The sequence below is a fragment of the Bradyrhizobium sp. LA2.1 genome, assembly GCF_040547725.1.
GTDB lineage: Bacteria > Pseudomonadota > Alphaproteobacteria > Rhizobiales > Xanthobacteraceae > Bradyrhizobium > Bradyrhizobium barranii.
Map to the genome: position 1 here is coordinate 340,944 of NZ_JBEPQI010000001.1, position 20,493 is coordinate 361,436.

15 protein-coding genes are annotated in these 20,493 nt (G+C 61.1%); 14 read left to right on the forward strand and 1 reads right to left on the reverse strand.

Features of this window, described 5'->3' with window-relative positions; all coding sequences use genetic code 11:
- Window positions 1–3: 3 nt before the first annotated feature.
- The 14 genes from asnB (ABIB95_RS01465) to ABIB95_RS01530 all read left to right on the forward strand — a co-directional run bounded on the left by asnB (ABIB95_RS01465) (window position 4) and on the right by ABIB95_RS01530 (window position 19,705).
- A complete protein-coding gene (gene asnB, locus ABIB95_RS01465; RefSeq protein WP_354237652.1) occupies window positions 4–2,031 on the forward strand; it encodes an asparagine synthase (glutamine-hydrolyzing) in 2,028 nt (675 codons plus the stop codon).
- Window positions 2,028–3,590 (forward strand): class I adenylate-forming enzyme family protein, encoded by a 1,563-nt coding sequence (locus ABIB95_RS01470; RefSeq protein WP_354237653.1) that lies wholly within the window; start codon window positions 2,028–2,030, stop codon window positions 3,588–3,590. Before asnB (ABIB95_RS01465) ends, ABIB95_RS01470 begins: the two co-directional genes overlap by 4 nt.
- 50 nt (window positions 3,591–3,640) lie before the next feature.
- Window positions 3,641–3,919 carry an acyl carrier protein gene (locus tag ABIB95_RS01475; RefSeq protein ID WP_014496395.1) on the forward strand — a complete coding sequence of 93 codons (279 nt, stop codon included), beginning with the start codon at window positions 3,641–3,643 and terminating at the stop codon, window positions 3,917–3,919.
- A gap of 341 nt (window positions 3,920–4,260) precedes the next feature.
- On the forward strand, window positions 4,261–4,977 hold the full coding sequence (locus ABIB95_RS01480) for a nucleotidyltransferase family protein (RefSeq protein WP_063986521.1): 717 nt from the start codon (window positions 4,261–4,263) through the stop codon (window positions 4,975–4,977).
- Between the two features lie 18 nt (window positions 4,978–4,995).
- Window positions 4,996–6,162, forward strand: a complete 1,167-nt coding sequence (locus ABIB95_RS01485) for a DegT/DnrJ/EryC1/StrS family aminotransferase (RefSeq protein WP_247457735.1) — start codon at window positions 4,996–4,998, stop codon at window positions 6,160–6,162.
- The gene (locus ABIB95_RS01490; protein ID WP_063984322.1) at window positions 6,159–6,896 is read left to right on the forward strand and encodes a sugar transferase; all 738 of its coding nucleotides are present in this window, start codon (window positions 6,159–6,161) and stop codon (window positions 6,894–6,896) included. The genes ABIB95_RS01485 and ABIB95_RS01490 overlap by 4 nt, the downstream gene beginning before the upstream one ends.
- 12 nt (window positions 6,897–6,908) lie before the next feature.
- Window positions 6,909–7,949, forward strand: a complete 1,041-nt coding sequence (locus tag ABIB95_RS01495) for an NAD-dependent epimerase/dehydratase family protein (protein ID WP_354237654.1) — start codon at window positions 6,909–6,911, stop codon at window positions 7,947–7,949.
- Window positions 7,950–8,014: 65 nt separating this feature from the next.
- On the forward strand, window positions 8,015–9,286 hold the full coding sequence (locus ABIB95_RS01500; RefSeq protein ID WP_085401006.1) for a polysaccharide biosynthesis/export family protein: 1,272 nt from the start codon (window positions 8,015–8,017) through the stop codon (window positions 9,284–9,286).
- Between the two features lie 289 nt (window positions 9,287–9,575).
- Window positions 9,576–10,238: a helix-turn-helix transcriptional regulator gene (locus ABIB95_RS01505; RefSeq protein ID WP_144030703.1), complete on the forward strand. Its 663-nt coding sequence runs from the start codon at window positions 9,576–9,578 to the stop codon at window positions 10,236–10,238.
- A 239-nt stretch (window positions 10,239–10,477) separates the two neighbouring features.
- Complete coding sequence (locus ABIB95_RS01510; RefSeq protein ID WP_354237655.1) at window positions 10,478–11,701, forward strand: glycosyltransferase; 1,224 nt, start codon at window positions 10,478–10,480, stop codon at window positions 11,699–11,701.
- The gene (locus tag ABIB95_RS01515) at window positions 11,698–12,954 is read left to right on the forward strand and encodes an O-antigen ligase family protein (RefSeq protein WP_354237656.1); all 1,257 of its coding nucleotides are present in this window, start codon (window positions 11,698–11,700) and stop codon (window positions 12,952–12,954) included. Before ABIB95_RS01510 ends, ABIB95_RS01515 begins: the two co-directional genes overlap by 4 nt.
- A gap of 3 nt (window positions 12,955–12,957) precedes the next feature.
- Window positions 12,958–14,946, forward strand: a complete 1,989-nt coding sequence (gene asnB, locus ABIB95_RS01520; protein WP_354237657.1) for an asparagine synthase (glutamine-hydrolyzing) — start codon at window positions 12,958–12,960, stop codon at window positions 14,944–14,946.
- Between the two features lie 10 nt (window positions 14,947–14,956).
- Window positions 14,957–16,834, forward strand: coding sequence for a GumC domain-containing protein (locus ABIB95_RS01525; RefSeq protein ID WP_354237658.1), 1,878 nt, complete (start codon window positions 14,957–14,959; stop codon window positions 16,832–16,834).
- Between the two features lie 138 nt (window positions 16,835–16,972).
- Window positions 16,973–19,705 carry an AMP-binding protein gene (locus ABIB95_RS01530; protein WP_354237659.1) on the forward strand — a complete coding sequence of 911 codons (2,733 nt, stop codon included), beginning with the start codon at window positions 16,973–16,975 and terminating at the stop codon, window positions 19,703–19,705.
- Between the two features lie 131 nt (window positions 19,706–19,836).
- Here ABIB95_RS01530 and ABIB95_RS01535 read toward each other — a convergent pair whose 3' ends face one another.
- Complete coding sequence (locus ABIB95_RS01535) at window positions 19,837–20,373, reverse strand: DsrE family protein (RefSeq protein WP_354237660.1); 537 nt, start codon at window positions 20,371–20,373, stop codon at window positions 19,837–19,839.
- Between the last annotated feature and the right edge of the window lie 120 nt (window positions 20,374–20,493).

The window sequence follows — 20,493 nt, forward strand, 5'->3', positions numbered from 1 at the left end:
GGCATGTGCGGCATCGCCGGCATCGTGGCGCTGAGTGCGAACGCTCCGAGTCCTTCGCGGAGAGCGCTGTTACGGATGGCCGGGGCGCTTGCACATCGCGGGCCAGACGAGCGAGGCCTCTACCGGGACCAACGCGCGGGCCTGGCGCACGCCCGGCTCTCGATCATCGACATAGCGGGCGGACAACAGCCTCTCTCCGATCCCGGCGGGCCCGCCTGGATCGTGTTCAACGGCGAGATCTTCAACTATGTCGAGCTGCGCGAGCAGCTGATCTCGCTCGGCCATCGCTTTCGCACCCGTAGCGACACGGAGGTCGTGATTCAGGCCTATCGCGCCTGGGGCGAGGCAGCATTCGAACGGATGAACGGGCAATGGGCCCTTGCCATCTGGGACGCCTCCGCCAGCCGCCTCGTCTTGTCCCGTGACCGGACCGGAATCTGTCCGCTCTATATCTGCAACCATCAAGGCCAACTCTACTTCGCCAGTGAGATCAAGGCCATCTTCGCGGCAGATCCGGCAATCCCTCGGGCATTTGATCCAGCAGGCATCGACCAGACCTTTACCTTCTGGAGCAGCGTGCCGCCGCAAAGCGTGTTTCAGGGGATCACGGAGATTGAACCGGGACACGTCCGCAGTTACGTGCGCGGCGCGGTCCGGGACCGCGCATTCTGGACTCCGTGCTATGCGACCCGGTCCGACGAGCATCGCATTTCATCCGCCGGCTGCAATGATGATGTGATCGATGCCGTGCGTGGCGCACTGGAGGCGGCTACGGCGCTCCGAATGGTGCGGTCCGACGTCCCCGTGGGAAGCTATCTCTCCGGTGGCCTCGACAGTTCGCTTGTTGCGGCATTGGGGAGCCGGTTTGCGGGCAGGCGCTTCCAGACGTTTTCCGTGCGCTTCTCCGACGCTGAGTATGACGAGACCTCCTATCAACGCCTAATGGCACGGACGATTGCGAGCGAGCACCACGAGCTCATGGTCTCGCGGCAGGATATCGCCGAGGTATTTCCCAAGGTCATCTATCACACTGAGCGGCCAATCCTGCGGACCGCCCCTGCTCCGCTGTTCCTGCTCTCGAAGCTCGTACGCGAGCGCGGCATCAAGGTCGTGCTGACCGGCGAAGGCGCAGATGAAATGTTCGCCGGCTACGATGTGTTTCGCGAAGGCAAGATCCGCCGCTTTTGGGGTCGCCAGCCGGCCTCAACGCGGCGCGCCGCCCTCCTGAGCCGGCTCTATCCCTACATCTCGCGATCGCCGGTCCACATGCAGGCCATCGCGCTAAAGTTCTTCGGACACGGCATTTCTGCCCCGGATACGCCCGGCTTCGCTCACTCTCCGCGTTGGCGCAGCACCAGCGCGATCAAGCGCCTGTTCTCCGCAGACATGCGCGCGGCGACTTCGCGAGCCGACCCGGTAACCGAGTTGCTCGATCGTCTGCCGCCGGATTTTTCCCGCTGGACGCCGCTCGCACAAGATCAATACCTCGAGACCAAGACGCTCCTGGCCGGCTACCTGCTCTCCTCCCAGGGAGACCGGATGCTGATGGCGCACTCGGTCGAGGGGCGCTTTCCATTCCTTGACGACTACGTCGTCGACCTCGCGAACTCCCTTCCCGACGCCTGCAAGCTTCGTATCCTCGACGAGAAGCACGTCCTTAAGCGTGTAACACAGTCGCAGGTTCCACCAGAGATCGTCACACGCAAGAAGCAGCCCTACCGGACCCCCAATGCGCTCTGCTTCGTCGACAGGGATGCCCCCCCTTATGTCGACGAAGCTCTTTCAAGTGCAAGCGTCCGCGCCGCCAACATCTTCGACCCGGTGGCGGTCGAGCGGCTGCGCACCAAGTGCCAAGCCCATGCACACGCCGGCGATGGCGACCTGTCCAATTTCGACAACATGGCGCTCGTCGGCGTTTTGTCCACTCAGCTCCTGTTCCAGCAATTCGTCGCGGACCGGCCGGAAGCACCGCACCACCTCGAGCTCAGCGTGGACGTCGACCACCAGGACGTACCGGGAGTTTACGCATGATCAACGATCCTGTGCCGCTCCTGCACGATTACCTGATCAACTCGGCCCATCAAAACGGCGCGAAGGTCGCGCTCGTATGCGACGGTCATCGGGTCACCTACGACCAGCTCGAGGCGTGGTCGAATGCGGTCGCGCACCACCTGGTCGAGGCCGGCGTCGAGCGCGGCGATCGTGTGATGATCTTTGCCGACAACACCGTCGAGGCCGCCGTCAGTTTCTGGGCCGTCCTCAAGGCCAACGCGATCGTATGCCTCATCAACCCTCTCACGAAACCCGACAAGCTCGGCTATCTCCTCAACGACTGCCAGCCGACTGCGCTCATTACGCAAACGCGCCTTTACGCCACGTTCCGCGAACCTGCACGACATTGCCCGTCCTTGCGCCGCGTGATCGTGTCCGGCCCAATCGACGACGCCGATTTGAACGCACTGCCGCATGCCGTGCGATGGAGCACTGTAACGGTCACCGAGCACGACACAGCCCCCGCGCGCCGCTGCATCGATATCGATCTCGCCGCCATTGTCTACACCTCGGGCTCGACCGGCGAGCCCAAGGGGGTGATGCTGACGCACCGGAACATGATGACGGCGTGTACGTCGGTTTCGTCGTATCTGGACGTCCGTGACGATGAGGTCATCCTCAACGCTCTGCCACTCGCCTTCGACTACGGCCTGTATCAGATGATCATGGCCGTACGCGCCGGAGCGCGCCTTGTTCTCGAGCGCTCGTTTGCTTTCCCCGCCGAGACACTTCGACGTATTGCAGAAGAGAGAGTGACGGGTTTTCCCGGCGTGCCGACGATGTTCTCGACTTTGCTGCAGCTTGAGTCGTTGAAGAGTTACGATCTATCCAGCATTCGCTACGTGACGAGCACCGGTGCCGCACTGCCGGTCCGGCACCTGGCGCAGCTGAGACACACGTTCCCCGGCGCCCGCATCTACTCCATGTACGGTCTTACCGAATGCAAACGCTGCACCTACCTGCCGCCAGAGGATCTCGATCGGAAGCCGTCGAGCGTAGGAATTGCCATCCCGAATACCGAAATGTGGATCGTCGACGAGCGTGATCAACGGGTCGGCGCCGGCATAGCCGGACAGCTGGTGATCCGCGGTGCGACCGTCATGAAGGGCTATTGGCGAAAGCCCGAAGCTACTGCGAAGAAACTCAAGCCCGGACCGATTCCCGGCGAGCAGGTGCTTTACACCGGCGACTACTGTCAGATGGACGCCGACGGATATCTGTACTTCGTCAGCCGGAGCGACGAAGTCATCAAATCACGCGGCGAGAAGGTCGCGCCCAAGGAGGTGGAGAGCGCTTTGCTCGACATTCCCGGCATAAGAGAAGCGGCAGTCGTCGGCGTTCCCGACGATCTGCTCGGCCACGCGATCAAGGCCTTCGTGGTCATCGACCAGGCGCGGCCGATCGACGCCAAGCAGATCCAGCGAGAGTGTCACAAGCGCCTCGAGAGTTTCATGGTCCCCAAGTACGTCGTTATCGTGCCGGAACTGGCGCGCACGGATACGGGCAAGATCAACAAGAGAGAGCTCATCACGGGATAGCTTGTGGACGACCAATCGACGCACCCGCTTTCATATGGAGCACCAACGCAATGACACTGGTCTTGGCACCCGATCGCTGCAAGGAGCAGATCCGCGCTTTTCTGACATCGAATTTCTACATCAGCGACATCGCGGCGCTGAACGACGACGCTTCCCTGCTCGACCAGGGGATCATCGATTCGACCGGAGTGCTCGAGGTGGTCGGGTTCATCGAGACGACCTTCGGCATCGCCGTCGACGACAATGAGATCCTGCCCGAGAATCTCGATTCCATTCGGGGCATGGCACGTTACATCGCCAGCAAGGTTAACTTGGCCGCCGATACCTGACCGACCGGCGCGTTCGGCAAACAGAGGAAACGAGCTGTCCTGTGACTCGATCGCAGCTTGGCGCCCCGGGGCTTCACCCGGCCGCCGAGTGCGGCGTTTTTTCGCCCTTCGCGAACCCTTCCGCATGAGCCCCTTGGTCAAGGCGAATCCCGTGTCTTCCGGAGAGGCACGCCTCGACTGCACGACTGCGTGGACTACCCGCCGGCATTCCTCTGCCGTCCGATTCCAACGCTCTCATGCAAACGAACGAAGACGCAGGCATGGTTTGCTCCTACCTTTTTCCTTGAGAAGCATATCTCGTTTTTTTTGAAGCGTATTTTTTTGAGTACATGGAGGTTCAGATGAAAGCGGTAGTTCAGTGCGGCGGCAGAGGAACTCGACTTCGTCCACATACGTCCATTTTGCCAAAACCCCTCATGCCAATCGGCGCCCGTCCCGTCCTCGAGCTCGTTCTCAAATGGTTGAGACGGAACGGGATCGGAGAGGTCTTCGTCACCACCGGTTATCTGGGCCATCTGATCCGCAGCGTCTGTGGTGACGGCAGCCAGTGGAACATGCAGATCACGTATACGCAGGAGCTCGAGCCGCTCGGCACGATCGGCCCGCTGTCATTGCTGCGAGAACAGCTCAACGAGCCGTTCCTGGTCCTCAACGGTGACGTCCTGACAGACCTGAACCTGAACCAGCTGATCCACAATCACCGAAAATCCGACGCCAACATCACCATCGGAACCTCCGTTCGGAGCACGAAGATGGACTTCGGTGTGATTGATGAAATCGATGGACGCGTGACCGGATTTCGCGAGAAGCCGGAGCTGACGAACCTCGTCAGCATGGGAATCTACTGCATGAATCCGGTCGTCCTCGAGCGCATTCCGTCGGGCGTCCCCTTCGGATTCGACGACCTGATGTTCCAGATGCTCGAGGAAGAAGCCCGCGTCAACGTCTTCAAGCATACTGGCCTGTGGCTCGACATTGGCCGGGTCGAGGACTTCCTGAAAGCCCAGGACATTGCGTGGGACGAGCAATCGACTGCATTCGCAACTGCGGCTGCGTGACGCAGCGTCACCCTTCGCATGGGGAATGAACGGGAAGAGGAACACATGCTGTTGGTATCAGAACCGGCCCTGGGAATTGACGAAAAGGAAGCTCTTGTTGCCGCGATCGATAGCGGCTGGATCACCATGGGGGATCGCGTACGGGAGTTCGAGCAGACGTTTGCACGCATGCATGGCGCCGAGGACTCGATTGCAGTCGGATCATGCACGGCCGCACTTCACCTCATCCTGCATGCGCTCGGAGTCGGCCCCGGCGATGAAGTCCTCGTTCCATCTCTCACGTTCGTTGCCACGGCCAACGCCGTGCTCTACGTCGGAGCACGGCCCGTGTTCGTCGATGTCCAATCCGGGGCAATTCCCCTGATGTCCGCGGCCGACGCGCTCCGCAAATGCACCTCGCGGACGAAAGCGGTGATCCTCATGCATTTTGGGGGCTACCTCGCTGATCGAGAGGAGTGGCAGGCGTTCGCTCGCAGCAAGGGTCTGCTCCTGATCGAAGACGCCGCGCATGCCCCCGGCGTCAAGGGGGTCGGCACGTTTGGCGATGCAGCCGCGTTCTCCTTCTACGGCAACAAGAACATGACGACTGCTGAAGGCGGCGCAATCATAACGCGTCACCGGATCTTGAACGACATGATCAAGCGCGCCAGGTCGCATGGTATGACCACCAACACGCGCCAGCGCCTCGTCAGCCGCAGCCCCGAATACGACGTGACGCTTCTAGGATTCAACTACCGCATGGACGAGTTGCGCGCCGCGGTCGGCCTGGTGCAGCTGCGTAAGTTGGCAGGTTGGAACGACGCCAGGCGGCATCTGTCGCTGCACTATCGGCGGCGGCTCGCCGAGCGTTGCCCTTCGGTCCTGGTGCCATTCAACGCGTCGTGGGTATCGGCCCACCATCTCATGCCGGTCGTTCTCCCCGCGGCAAGCGCGCGGCAGCCCCTGATCGAGCAGCTCAGCAAGCGCGGCGTTCAGACGACCATTCACTATCCCCCGGTGCATCGGTTGACGTTCTACCAGGATCAGTATCCGGGCATCAGCCTCCCCAACACTGAGGATTTTTGCGGACGTGAGCTCACCTTGCCGCTCCATCCCGCGATGACTCCCGCGGACGTCGATCACGTGGCAGACAGCCTCGCGGATGGACTTCGGGTAACCTGTCCCGCGGAGGTCGAACAGGCATGAGCGAAACGGTCAATGCGGGATGCGCTGGGCCGGCAGCTCCGGCCGTGCGTTTGCGGCGCGTCATCGATGTCCTCGGTGCCGGGACGGCCATATTCGTCTCGCTGCCGATCCTGTTGGTCATTGCGCTTGCAGTCTGGATCGAAGGCGGGCGACCGATACTGTATTCGCAACTCCGTCTCGGGCTGAACGGGGCGCCGTTCCGCATGTACAAGTTCCGGAAGTTCAGAGCCGATTGCGACGATCGCGGAAGTCCGCTCACGATGGTGAACGACAACCGCATGACGACGATCGGCGGGCTGCTGGCTGCATTCAAGCTGGATGAGCTACCGCAGCTCTGGAACATCCTGCGGGGCGACATGTCTTTCGTCGGCCCGCGACCCGAGACCCTCGTATTTGCCGACTGTTTCAGGAACGGATTCGAAAAGATCCTGGAACACCGGCCAGGCCTCGTCGGGCCGTGCCAGGTTCTCTTCCGGCATGAAAATGAGCTGTTCCCGCCGGACGGCAATGTCGCGGATTTCTATCGGGAGGTTCTGTTTCCCGCTAAGGCGAAGATCGACCTGGCATATTATTCCAATCGAACCGTCACGTCCGATCTCCGGTGGATCGTTCAGGCCGGCTGGATCGCCGTCGGGGAGCCGCTTCTCAACCGCATGCGAAGACCCCGACCGGAGAGCCAGAGCGGCATAGCGCCAACTGGCGGATCTGTCGGTGCGAACTTATTTCAAAAGTAGACGGGTGATCAAATGGTGACTGAAAAGCGAACTGTGCTTCTGGTAGGTGGTGCTGGTTACGTGGGCTCAGTGATCACGGGCCATCTCCTGAGAAAGGGTTGGCACGTCCGCTGCCTGGATCAGCTCATCTACAAGAATGAGAGCTGTGCCTGGCCTTATCTGAGCGTTCCGCAATACGAATTCATGCAAGGCGACATTCGCGATCCCCGTTTCGCCAATCAAGCATTGAAGGGTGTGGATGACGTCGTCATCCTCGCCGGGCTCGTCGGCGATCCGATCACGAGCAAGTACCCCGATGAAAGTCACGCCATCAATCGCAATGGCGTCGCGTCCTTCATCGACGCGATGCAACACCATCCGGTCGATCGGCTGATCTTCGTGTCCACCTGCTCGAACTATGGGCTAGTGGAAGTAGACACGGCCGTCGACGAGAACTACCCGCTCGCGCCACTCTCCCTTTACGCCAAGCACAAGGTGGAGATGGAGCAGAAGATCCTGGGTCTCAAGGGAAAGGCTGGATTCCATCCAACGGTTCTCCGCTTTGCGACGGCCTTTGGTCTTTCCTCGCGAATGCGCTTCGATCTCACGGTGAACGAATTTGTGCGTGAACTGCACCTGGGAAAAGAACTGCTGGTATTCGATCCCAAGACCTGGCGTCCTTACTGCCATGTTCGTGATTTTGCCCGCGCGATCGAGGAAGTGCTCCGCGCGCCGACCAGCAAGGTCGCCTTCGAAGTCTTCAATGTGGGCTGCGAGGAAAACAACTTCACCAAGCTGATGGTCGTTGAGGAGATCATGCGGCACATTCCGCGATCGAAGGTGACCTATCAGGAGCGCGGCGCCGATCCCCGGAATTACCGCGTGAACTTCGACAAGATCCATCGGGTATTGAATTTCACGCCCGAGATCAGCGTTCAGCAAGGGATCAGCGAAATCCTCGCTGCCTTGAGCCAGGGCCTGTTCGACCACGTCGAGGAGCAGAGGCACTTCTTCGGAAACTACGAGATCTTCCTTCCGACCGCCCTCATCCCGGATTTGAAGAGAGCCGGCTGAAGGATCCGATATCGGTGTCCCTAAATCGCGAGCGGCGAAGGCTCGGTTACATCGGGAGTTCGTCCATGAAGTGCAAGAAGCAAGGCAGACCCTCTTCCACCCTCCTGCTGGGCTCATGCGCGGCAGTTCTGTTTTTCGCGACAAGCGGGCTATCCCTTGCCGCGCCATACAAGCTGGGACCGGGTGATACCATCGAGATTTCGATCGGTGGCCTCCCCGATCAACGCAACCGCACGCAGATCCAGATCGACGGCACCATCCCGCTTCCGGGAGGGGGGACGGTTGAAGTTGCCGGCCTGACCCCGGCGCAGATGCAGAACCGCATCGAGACGCTGCTGCAGGCACGGATACTGCGTCAACGCCTGACCGACGGACGCGACCAGGCATTCGTGGTCAAGCCCGGCGACGTCATAGCAAGCGTCGTTGAATATCGGCCGGTCTATGTTTCCGGCGATGTGCTCACGCCCGGACAGCAGACGTATCGGGCTTCAATGACCGTGCGCCAGGCCGTGGCAGTGGCCGGCGGCTTCAGCCTGTTGCGGTCGCGTGGCATGCAGCCCGGCGCCACCGACCCTGCGGATCTTGTGCGGGACTACCAGTCCCTCGCCACCGAATACACCAAGGAATACTTCCATATCGTCCGAACCGGCGCGGAGCTTGATGGCCGCGACACGTTCGACGCCACGCCTCCAAGCGACATTTCGCTGCCCGCGGGTGTGATCGGTTCGGTCGTTCAAGCCGAGAAGGACTCTCTGAAGACCTCACAAAGCGACTACCGCACGGAACAACGCTTCCTGGACGACGCCGTAAAGCAAACGGACGCGCAGTTCGCTACGCTCAAGAAGCAACAGGAAGGTGAAGAGAAGGGCGTGCAGGCCGACGAAGAGGAGCTCGAACGGGTCATGAAGGCGTTCGGCTCCGGATTGCTTGCAAGTCCTCGTGTCAGCGAAAGCCGGCGCGCGCTGTTGCTGTCCTCGACCCGACGCCTGCAGACCAGCGTCGAACTCATGCGGCTCCAGCGCCAGCGTGAGGACTTCCTGCGGCAAGCGGGACGTGTCACCAGCCAGCGCACGATCAATCTGCTCAGGGAGCAGAAAGACTCGAACGTTCGATTGGCGGACTTGCGCGTGAGAATGCAGGCGCTCAGCCAGAAACTGCAGCCCATCGGCGGCTCGGGTGCCATCCCCGTCAATTCAGGCGAGCTCAATCCCGACGTGGTCGTCGTGCGGCGGCTCGGTCAACAGTGGGACAGGATAACCGCATCCGTCGACTTCGACGTGGAGCCAGGCGATGTGATCGAAGTCACATTGCGCCCTGCGCCGGCCTTCTCGAACTGAGCACGAACAGAGGTACTCCCTTAAGAGTAAGCAGGGCGCTCCTTCCGGAGTAGCTTCCGCATACCTCCATGGCTGCTCCCGCGAGGCTTAAACCCGCCTTGCTACCCCTTCAACCCGCGTTGCTACCTCTTCGTTGATCACAACCGGGTCGATGCCCGGAAGATCGGCAACTTTCACCCCCTCCGACGGCCGCGGGGTTACCCCCCATTCAACGTTGCCAGGCGTGGCAGAAGTTGGGAATCTTTGTGGCACGTTCACTCCATCGGGTCAGCGCGGCCGGGGGAATAAAATGTTGAACTTAAGCCAAGCATTGCCAAGGTCTACCATTGCTCTACAGCGTCATTCTTCTGAATCGATATTCAATATTTCCAGTCCCGTTTCATCTGCTCACTCTGACGCCCAGAACCCCAAGCAGGACGGCTTGCGCGGGGTGCTCGCGCGGATCGGCTGCGGACAGGTCTTGCTCAGACGCGGCAAGGTTATCGAGCTCAGTCCGGCCGGCCGTGCAATATTGGAACGCGAAGCGCGCGTGGATGCGAGCCACGAAACGCTCTATGGCGCCGTCAAGCAACTGGTCCACCGCGCCGGCGCACAGTTTCCGGCAGGCTCGACTTCCTGGTTGGCAACATCCACCAAGGAAGGATTTACCGCGCTGATCAACCAGGTCGCGAATGCGTGGTCCGACGAGACCATCGCATTGATCCTGCTGGATCTCGACGCGCATCCGGAGCCTTCGCCGCGGACGCTGCAGCGATTGTTTGGATTCACCGCTGCCGAAACCCAGCTTGCTCTCGAGTTGGCGCGAGGCAACAACCTGATCGACATTGCTCGTTCGCGACGATTGAGTCGAACGACAGTACGCTCCCAGTTGGCTTCCCTGTTTGTCAAAACACAGACACGCCGGCAAGCAGACCTGATCGCGTTACTGGGCCGCCTCGCCGTCCTGCCCTAGCGTGGACGCGGAATACGGTGTCGCGTTGTCTCGACTAGTCGAACATCGACGTGCTTCGCGGCGCGTTCGGCAAACATGCACTCGCGCCGCGTCGTCTTTTCAGCCCTGTTCGAGCACGTCCGCCAACCGCTCACTTCCGCTGTCATGCGAATGAATGAAGACAGGCCGCGGCCACGTCCTAACCTGATCCTGTCAAACTTTCGCCGGGAAAACCGGGGGCCTCCGCAAAGATTAACATCTTGGCGGAATTGCTTAAAGGGCTGGAAGGAACCAACATGGCGCTGCACTTGCTTTGCGTAGGAGGCGAGGATCACGCTTTGCGTATCCCGTTCCTGGCGGCTCTGCAGAACCGCGGCCTGCGCGTGAGCGCGGCCGGCACTGGTGCAGCATCTGCATTCGCGAAGACCGGCATCCCGTATCACCAATATCAGTTCGACAGATTTGGCGTCGGCTTTGCCGATCGCGCTGCCATGGGTCAACTGGCGCGGCTCGTGAAGAGCGCTCGGCCCGACGTGATCCAGACGTTTGATACCAAGCCCAACCTGTTTGCGCCGCTGGCGCTTCGCGGCTCCGTACCGGTTGTGCGCACGATCAACGGAATGGGATGGGTATTCTCATCGACAGAACTGAGAGCCTTGGCCTTCCGCCCCGTCTATCTGGCGATGCAACGCCTGGCTGCTTGCTGGACCGCAGCGACGGTTTTCCAGAACAAGGCCGACAGCAGCTTCTTTCAACGACACCGCCTGCTTGGAAAGAGCTCGTCTGTCATCATTGGAAGCTCGGGGATCGATGTCGGCGCTTTCGAAGCGGCGCAAGCGCGAACGGCCTCGCCTGCCGAGCTGCGCGCCGAACTCGGGTTGGGCGATGCCGAGATTGTCCTGACAGTGAGCCGATTAACTGTCCAAAAGGGAATCACAACGCTCCTCGAAGCGGCGAAGCTCGTGCATGAGGTCCGCCCGAACGTCCGCTTTCTGCTCGTCGGTCCGCGCGAAAGCGAGGGTCCATTCGCCGTAGGTCAGGAGCTGATCGAGGCGCACGCACCATATGTGATTGCGACCGGCGCCAGATCGGATATTCCCGCGCTTCTGGGTATCGCCGACCTCTTTGCCTTTCCGACTGAATATCGCGAAGGCATTCCCCGTGTTCTTTTGGAAGCCGGATTGGCTGGCGTACCAATCGTCGCCTCCCGCATGCCGGGGTGCGATGACGTGGTCCGCGAGGACTGGAACGGCAAACTTGTAGCGCCGCGCGACCCGCGCGCGCTCGCGGCCTCAATTCTCGACCTTCTTCAGGATTCCGCGCGTGCAAAGACGATGGGTCAACGCTCGATCAACGTGGTGCGCAAGGAGTTCGACCTCAACGTCGTCGCCGATCGCTATGCCGAGCTTTACACGCAGCTGCTTCCCCGCAGCTATTCCAGTGGCTGGCGGCCGGCGGCGCACAGCAGCAGTGAAATACAATGATCGGCAGTGCCCTTCTTGCGCTCGGCCTCGTGCTTGGGACAGCCTCGCAGCTGCGTCTTCCCAGCTTCCCCCTGGGCATCGGGGAAGCCTGCCTCGTCCTCTGGCTCGGTCTCGCATCCCTGCATCTCTTGGTGGGTTCAAGAATTTACAACCCCCAGGCTCTGCTCTGGCTCGTTGTATTCTGGGGCTGCTTTGTCTTGATTCAGAGTTTCGGGGGCTTCCTTGCATTGCTGCGCCCGGAGATCGTCGACCCAGAGCTCGTCGTGCACGACATCTTCGCATATCTCCTCGTGGCGGCCCTCACGTGCCTGGTGGCTGCAACGTTGAGACCCGAGGATACCCTACGCCAATCGCTGTGGTTCCTGATCGGATTCTGGATCGTCGCCGTGGCGGTGCAACTTGCATTGGGCTGGGGCTACCTCAGCATCTCGTCGGTCGATCCATGGTATTGGGACCGGTTCCGCGGGTGGTCGGAGAATCCAAACCAGCTTGCAATCTACTGTGCGGTTTTGACACCACTCTCGCTTCACATGGCTCTGACAGCCAAGCGGTTTGGCCGGATCGTTGCAGTGTTTAGCTGCATCATAACATTCGTCGTCGGCCGGCTGACGAAGAGCGATACCTTTCTTATCTCGATGTCGCTGTCGATACCGCTGCTCATTGCGCTGCGCTTGCGAAGCTGGCTGACATCCCCCGAACATCGATGGAGTCTGCGTTTCGCAGCTGCAGCGATCGTCGTTGTGGCGATAATTCCCCTTTCGCTCTCACTGCTTCCCTACGGGGTGGCAACGGCGAATGATGTCGAGGGGCTGGCCGCCGGCATGATGAAGGATCGTGGCGGTGAGGCAACGAAGGCAACCGCCAATCTGCGGTTAAGTCTTTGGCAAGACGCCTTGCATGCTGGACTGGAGTCCGGGTCGCTTGGCCTTGGGCCCGGGCCGCATCTGGAGAAGCCAAGCGGAATCACGGACAAGGGTGTAGCACTCCCGGTGGAAGCTCACAGCACTCTCCTCGACGTGTTCACCCAAGGCGGACTGCCTGGCGTGATCACCATTGTCAGCCTGTTTGCCGGCACGTTTGCGCTCCTGCTTCGCGCACGGCTCGACGCCTTGGCTGTCCTGATCTTCGCACTCGCCGTCTTCAGCATCAGCCATTTCATTCTGCGGCACCCGACCGTGTGGTTTGCCGTCACGCTGGGCCTCATCCTGGGCTCGGATCGGCGCTCATTGGCGCATGCGCGAGTTGGAAGTTAAGCAATGTGTGGAATTACAGGAATACTTCAGACGCCGCATGCCTCTCGATCCGCCGACCTGGCGGCGATCGGGCCGATGACGGCTCGCCTGCGCCATCGCGGTCCTGATGCGGACGGGTTCTGGAGCGATCGTGACGCCGGCGTTGCGTTCGGGCATCGCAGGCTGTCCATCATCGATCTCTCCGATGCGGGCCGGCAGCCAATGCTTTCGAGCGACGGCCGCTTCGTGATTACGTTCAACGGCGAGATCTACAACTACAAGCCATTGCGGCAAGAGCTCGAGTGCGCAGGCAAGCGTTTCATCGGCAATAGCGATACGGAGGTCTTGCTGGGCCTGATCGAGAAATGGGGCCTGGAGAAGGCCCTCCAGCGCTGCAATGGGATGTTCGCAATCGGCTTGTGGGATCGCCGGAACCGCACGCTGCACCTGGCGCGCGATCGAATGGGGAAAAAGCCGCTCTACGTCGCGCGGACGTCGAATGCGGTCGTGTTCGCGTCGGAGTTGAAGGCCATCGCGGCATTCCCAGACTTTCACCAGGAGATCGACCCGGGCGCGGTTGCGGAGTTCCTAACCCGCGGATGGTTGCCGGAAGACCAGTGCATATGGCGAGGCGTCTTCAAGATTCCACCCGGGGGCGCCCTATCGATCCGTGCCGAGGACCTCTCGGTCTGCCGGGATGCCGCAGCTCTACAAGAACGCGCACGCTCCTGGTGGTCGTTGGCCGATGTCGCGCAAGCGGGCCGCGCAGCGCTCGCCACTGCGGATGACCAGCAGCTCGTCTCCCAGGCTTGCGATCTGCTCAAGGCCGCGGTCGCCGACCGAATGGTTGCCGATGTTCCGGTCGGGCTGTTCCTGTCGGGCGGAATAGACAGTTCGACCGTCGTGGCCCTGATGCAGGCCCAATCGGCGCGCCCGGTACGGACCTTTACGATCGGATTCGGTGAGCGCGCCTTTGATGAAACGGCTAACGCTGCGGCCGTGGCGCGGCACCTCGGCACCAGCCATACCGAGCTACGTCTCACCTCCGCGGACGCCAGAGCGGTCATCCCCGAACTTCCAACCATCTGGGACGAGCCGTTTGCCGATGAATCGCAGATCCCGACACTGCTTCTATCTCGACTTGCACGGCAGGATGTCACCGTTGCGCTTTCGGGCGACGGAGGTGACGAGTGCTTCGGAGGGTATTCCAGGCACGTACTTTCGGCCCGTTTGGCGCCTCTGCTGAACTCCAACCGATCGATCCGGACCATGGCCGCGGGCGGTGTGGCGCTGCTCGGGCGCGGCATGCGCGAAAGCGTCGTCGAAACACTTCGTCTTCCAGGTTGGTTGCAGCGGATGACGCACGGCGACCGGATCAACCGCCTGGCAGACCTTATTGGCAGCAACGACGTCGGCGAGATGTACCGTCGGTCGACGCGGCTCTCCGAACTGCAGTTGACGCGAACCCAGGCAGGCTCGGAGCCGGACTCGATCCCGCCGCTCAACGATCTGCTGTCTGATTTTATCGTTCGGGATATGCTTGGATATCTCCCGAGCGATATTCTCGTGAAGCTCGATCGCGCGAGCATGGCCACGAGCCTGGAGGCACGCTGCCCGCTTCTGGATCATCGCGTTGTCGAGTTCAGCTGGGCGCTACCGAATTCGGCGAAGGTGCGTCATGGTCAGGGAAAATGGCTCCTGCGCCAGGTCCTTGGCCGCTACCTGCCGCGCCACCTCTTCGAGCGACCGAAACAGGGCTTTGACGTGCCGATCGGCTCCTGGCTGAAGGGACCTCTTCGTTCGTGGGCGTCGGACCTTCTTTCGGAGTCGCGTCTTCGCAACCAGCATCTCCTGGACGTTTCCCGCGTGCAGGAGTGCTGGCTTCAACATCTTAGCGGTCGCCGCGATTTCTCACGACCGCTGTGGGCTGTCTTGATGCTGCAGTCCTGGCTCGACTCAGCAGTTACCTCCGGGCCTTCGCGAACAGCAGGCGTGATGGAACCGGCGCAATAAGGAGCAGGCGATGGAAGCGTTCACAAATAAACGGATTCTGCCGGTGACTGTCCTGACCCAGGGCCGGTCAAAGGGCGACGAGTCACCTCCCGATGACGCCATCGCGGCATTCAAGCATGTCTTCGAGAGCATCAGGCGATACAAGCTCTTCATCGTCAAAATGATCGGCGCGGGCGCGCTGCTCGCGGTGCTCGGTAGTATTTTTATGTCGCCCACCTATCTCGCAACGGCACAGCTTGTCGTGAGCGCTCGAAGCGGAGCGGCCGACAATGCCGGTGCATCCGGAAATTCCTCGCCGACTGGCGGTTCGGACGACCCGACGATCGATACGCACGTAACGGTCATGTCATCCGATGCGTATCTGCGGCGGCTCCTGCCGGCACTGAGGATGCTCGACAACCCGGCCAACGAGAACGGTTCGATGCTCCGCACTGCCTTGTCAAAGATAAAGGGGTTCCTCTCCTTCCGGAAAGACCCGAGCGACGGCGCGGCGGTGGCAGCATTGAAAGGGCGCCTGAAGGTCAGCCAGGAGCGCCGATCCAGAGTTATCAGCGTAATTGCCAGCGACCCCAATCCACAACGGGCCGCAGACGTCGCAAACCTGGTCACCCGATCCTACGCTGACGAGCTTGTCCGGCAAAAGCGGGCTGTGGAGCTCCAGGCTCTGGACGCCATCGCAGCACAATCGGCGAATGTTCAGCGCGAACTTTCGACGGCGAAGGCGGAATGGGACGCCAGTCACTCAGGTCAGATCTCGTCATCACCGGCAGCCGCACAGGCCGCCGCCGCGTTGGAGTGGAAAATAACCACGCTGGCGCAGCAATATGAAACACTGATACGAAAGCGGCAGGATCTCACCACGAAGGGCGTGGTCGCCGAGCCAGACGTGACCGTCATCGCGGACGCCTCACCACCCGACTTTCCGAGCTCGTTGAACCCGTTCCTCCTTATTCCACCGATCACGATTATCTTCGCGCTCCTGGCATGTCTCGTCGCGATCATCCTGAAGCACTTCGATCGAAGTCTGCACACCGAGGCGGAAGCTGCAGAGGCATTGGACATCCCGTGCGTCGGGTTGATCCCCTCGATCCCGCCGGAGCTGAGCATCTCGCCGCAGCGGTTCGTAGAGCAATCGGCTGTCTCGCAGAACAGGGCCGTTCGCTCGACCGTCGTATCCCTCATGGCCGCCGATCCGGTCTCGCCACAGACGCCGCATGTCATCCTGGTGACATCCAGCTTGCACGGTGAAGGCAAGAGCGCGATCGCCTGGAGTTTCGGCTTTTGTGCGGCGCAACTCGGACAGCGCGTTCTGTTCCTGGATTTCTCTCAATTGCCCCGGCGCGTCGGCGGTGAGGCTGCAGATCTGTTCAAGCTGTTGGCGCACGACGGAGCGGCCGCCAAGGCCGTCCAGCACATCCCGGAGCTCGGACTCGACTACATATCGTCAAGATTGTCCGAGGGCAGTCGCCTGGGGCCGTTGGCGGGTCCGAAAGTCGCCTCGCTGTTCGAGCACTTCAGGAACACCTACGATCTCGTCGTCATCAACGCACCATCGCTGGATGATGCGCCGGAAGTGCGCCTCCTCGCCTCCTGGGCGGATCACGTTCTGCTTGCCGTCCGCGCCGGAAGTACGAGCCGCGACGTCGTGCGAAGCACTTTGACCCGGTTTGCCGGGACGTCGGATCTCGATTCTCGTGTCAAGCTCTGGTGTGTCCTGACGCACGGAGTACCGTCCGAGCTCGCGCCCTCGGATCTGGAGCCGTCATCAACATCGACTTTGATGCATTACTATCGCCGCTTCAAAACAACGGCGGTACGGTGGACAAGCATCGAACCTGCAATCAATGTTTCCGACCACGCTGCATCTGGCCTGAGACCACGGCAATGATCCCCAGGCGGCCTGGGTTAATCACCCGGGTCTTTCGATATGGCAGCCAGCCGATCGACCAGACGGTGGCTGCAAAACCGGCATCCTTCGTTTGAAGTATGCGTGCCCAGGCCTGATTAAGTACGTTGGGACAGCAAAATGACGGGTACGGTGATGCGGCTTCAGATATCTGGCGATCCGTCGGGTGATCCATGTGACGCCCTTGACGCGCACCTGCCCTCGACCGTTCAGCAAGCTCCAGCGACGCCGAGCTGGCTGAGCCCCGTGGGAGTCCCTCTCGATCTGAACGGTCCGGTCGATCGATCATTCGATCCCCTGGAAGCCGGCTTTGCCTGCGTCCCCGCCATCGAACACCTGATTGCGGTGACGGCGAAGTTCGCCGACAGGGTCGCAATCAGCGACGGCAATCATAGCTTCACCTACGCGCAGCTGTTGTCCCGCGTCTTGACCTTGGCCCAGGCGATCAGCGCGTTGATCCCGGAGCAGGAAGCCGTCGGATGGCTATTGCGCAGCTCGGCCTGGCAGCCGATCGCTATGCTGGCCTGCATGGCGGCCGGACGAGTCCTCGTCCCACTCAATCCCCGCGATCCAGTTCAGCGGCTCACGGCTATCGCCGCGGCCGCCCGGATTTCCGTGCTGATCGGGCAAGACGGCGACAGCTCCGCCGGGTGGATCCAACAGCACGGCCTGCGCTGGCTCGACGTCGCCGGCGCCAGCGACCCTTCCGCAGCAACTTCAACACTCCCCAAGGTTTCGGTCGATGCGCCTGCCGTAGTGCTCTACACCTCCGGCAGCACCGGAGCTCCGAAGGGGGTCGTGAACAGCCAACGCAACCTGCTCCAGCGCGTCCAGCAATATGTGGACGCCTGCCACATAGGTGCGGCAGACGTCTTCATGCCTCTGAGCGGCCCCACCACGATCGCTGGTTGCCGGGAGATGCTGTCGGCTTTGTTGACGGGGGCAAGACTGCACATCGTCGACGTCGAGGCGCTCGGATTGCGCGGCGTTCTTCGCCAGATCACCACGCAACAGGTCACGATTACATACGTTGTACCAGCCCTGGTGCGTGCACTGATCAACGCAAGCCGGTCAGGCGATCTCGACTCGCTTCGCATGATCCGCATCGGCGGGGAGAAGGTCCTGTGGACCGATATCGCGCTCGTTCGGCGAGCGATACCACCCGGTTGCTTCATCCAGGTCAGCTATCTGTCGACGGAAACCACCGGCACCCAGTGGTTTCTTCCCAAGCTATGGCGAGAGGACGGCGTCAGCGTTCCTGTTGGCTACCTGCTTCCCGGCATATCGTACGCCGTGGTCGACGAAAGCGGGAAGCCCGTCCCGCACGGTGAAGTCGGCGAACTGGTGATCAAGAGCAGGTACGTCATGCTCGGATACTGGGAAGACGGTCGGCTTTCTCCGGCATCGCCCTCCCCGGATGACCCAAAGTCTCGCATCTATCAGACCGGCGACCTCGTCACCGTGGATACGCACGGACTGATGCGGATCGTTGGACGGAAGGGACGCCAGCTCAAGATCAATGGCCAGCGTGTCGAGCCGGCCGAGCTCGAGAGTGCGTTGCGCAAGCTCACCTATGTGAAGGACGCTGTCGCCGTCGTGACGGATGCGAACGAGCTGGTCCTGTTTGCATCGCCGGCCGATCCACCAAAAGCGCACTTCCGGACCGACGTTCGCAACAGCATCCGGCAGACTGTTCCTGCGGCTTTGCATCCGACCAGGCTGCACGAGATACCGGAGATGCCGCGCCTTCCAGGAGGTAAGATCGATCACGCCAAGCTGAAACTGCTCGATCTCGAGAGCAAAACGACCTCGCCCGCGCCCGTGCCGACGATGCAAGGAATGGCCGAGGCCAACAGGATCGTGCAGCAGGTCTGGAGCAGCATCCTCGGCGTGCCGGAAGCTGCCGGACGCTGGGATGAGGCCGGCGGTGATTCCCTGAAGCTCCTGCGCTGCGTCATGGATATCGAAGACCTCATCGGCCGCGAAGTCAGCATGGAAGCGTTCACGGTCGATATGAGCGCTGAAGACATGATCCGGGCTATCGCGACGGTGGAGCCACCGGTGCGGCAGCGTCTAAACGACCAGATTCTCCCAGGTCTTGTCATACTGCCCGGCTCCATGGGCTATGGCCCGAGCATGGCCGCATTTGGCGCTCAGCTCGGCAAGGTGGCGCGGGTGATTCCGATTCGTTATCCAGATCTGAGCTGGAGCCTCGCGGGACGCGATTCCGTGCAGGAGATGGCCGCGATGGCCGTCGAGCAGATCAATGCAGCCCAACCACGCGGCGACGTCCGAATGATCGGCTATTCCCTGGGCGGCGGCGTCGCCTTCGAAGTCGCAAGCCGGCTGATCGAACAAGGTCGTGCCGTCAAATTCCTGGGCATCCTCGACACCAATGTCGGCCCTCGCAGAGCAAATCACCGAGAAGCCCTCTCTCGCACGCTACAGCGGATTCGATCCCATCGAGTGACGATCTACCGCATGTTCTGTCGCTCGGTGGCGAAGTTCGCCGCTCGCTTGGGCCAGGAGGCTCGATTCTGCAGGCTCATCGACACCATTACATGGCCTCGCCTGGCAAACACGCGCTTCATGCTCAAGCTCGAGCTCGAGGAGATTCTCCGGATGCGCGCGTTCGGACGCTGGGTCGAGGATGCCAAGCCTCGTCTAGCCATCAAGGGAACTGTCTTTGCCTGCCATCGGCCTGGCGTGACGCCGCGCCTCGGATGGGACTCCCTGTTTGAAGAACTGGACGTGATTCCGATCGCCGGCGGACATCTTGATCTGGTGGTCGAGCCCCACCTCTCGATCAATCGCCCCGTCATCGAGCGCGCGATCGGGGCGTCCTGCTCCTGATCCACAACACAATGCTTTTTGGGGGGCCGGTCCTGCCCACCACAGGACAGCACGAAGAGATCACGCGGGTTCGGCTCAAACCTGGCTCGAACCCGCCGTCTCGCGCTTGGGGATGCCGCGTAGTACGATCATCAGGGCCGCAGGTAGCTCCAGCCCTGCTCCTGAAGCTCCATCAGGCGAACAACCCCGGATTTGGTGACCTTCGCTTGCGTGATGAGAGGCACTTCTTTGCCCTCATTCTTGGTCATGTTCTCTCGTGTATTTCCGCAGGCCGAGAACGTAAGCTCGGGCGTTGTTTCGGTCATCATTTTGATGCGCCCCTTCACAGGCGAGGTATCGTCTCGCAGCATGTGAAGTCCTGGCCCGTATGCGACGACTTCGACTTCGACTTTTTGACTGAGGTCGCCGTAGTGCTGAACGACGTTGTTGACGTTGTTGAGAGCGAGATTCATGACGGCCGGATCGTTGACGTCGACATGGATGACAAGTCGATGCGGCGGCTGCTTCCGAGGTGTCGCAACACCCATCTTGGCATTTGCGTTCCTGGCGGCAGTGCCGGGATTCTTGGTGGAGAGGGTGGATTGCGCAGAACCGCGGGTTTCGATACCGCTAATGAGAACCAGTCCGACAGCCGCCACGCCGGCAAAAATGGCAAATGATCTGCTCATGACTGTGCTTCCTGCGTGTGTGACGAAGCGTGCACGTCGCAAGCTATTTAAGCGCAACCGTGGGGGCAAGCAGCTTTGGCCAAAGCTCCGCCCGATCTACTTAATTCCCATTGTCGGCGC